This is a genomic window from Psychromonas aquatilis (genome assembly GCF_038155185.1).
Classification (GTDB): domain Bacteria; phylum Pseudomonadota; class Gammaproteobacteria; order Enterobacterales; family Psychromonadaceae; genus Psychromonas; species Psychromonas aquatilis.
In genome coordinates, this window is the sequence record NZ_JBAKAZ010000210.1 from 1 (window position 1) to 257 (window position 257).

1 protein-coding gene is annotated in these 257 nt (G+C 37.0%); it reads left to right on the forward strand.

Annotated features, from left to right (window positions below):
• Positions 1–105: 105 nt before the first annotated feature.
• A complete protein-coding gene (locus V6256_RS15365) occupies positions 106–246 on the forward strand; it encodes a ThiF family adenylyltransferase (RefSeq protein ID WP_341599124.1) in 141 nt (46 codons plus the stop codon).
• Positions 247–257 lie beyond the last annotated feature (11 nt).

A 257-nucleotide genomic window follows, 5' to 3' on the forward strand; every position in this document is an offset into this window, starting at 1 on the left:
AATGTGTTCTTGGTACCATTGCTTTTGTTAGTGCGATAACCAAAGCCGACGCTCCACAACAAGTCTTTGATCAATTTAATCAAATAATTAGCAAAGGAAATGTAAATGTTAAGTGATAATGAACTATTGCGTTATAGCCTACATTTATTATTGGAAGAAGTAAGTGAGGCTGGACAACATAAACTCAAACAAGCAAAAGTATTGATTATTGGGATGGGAGGACTAGGTTCTCACGCTCCTCTGTAATTACCTGCTGC

Bases quoted from the DNA above. Each gene is read 5' to 3' on its own strand.
- V6256_RS15365 (WP_341599124.1), top strand. From the start codon at position 106: ATGTTAAGTGATAATGAACTATTGCGTTATAGCCTACATTTATTATTG.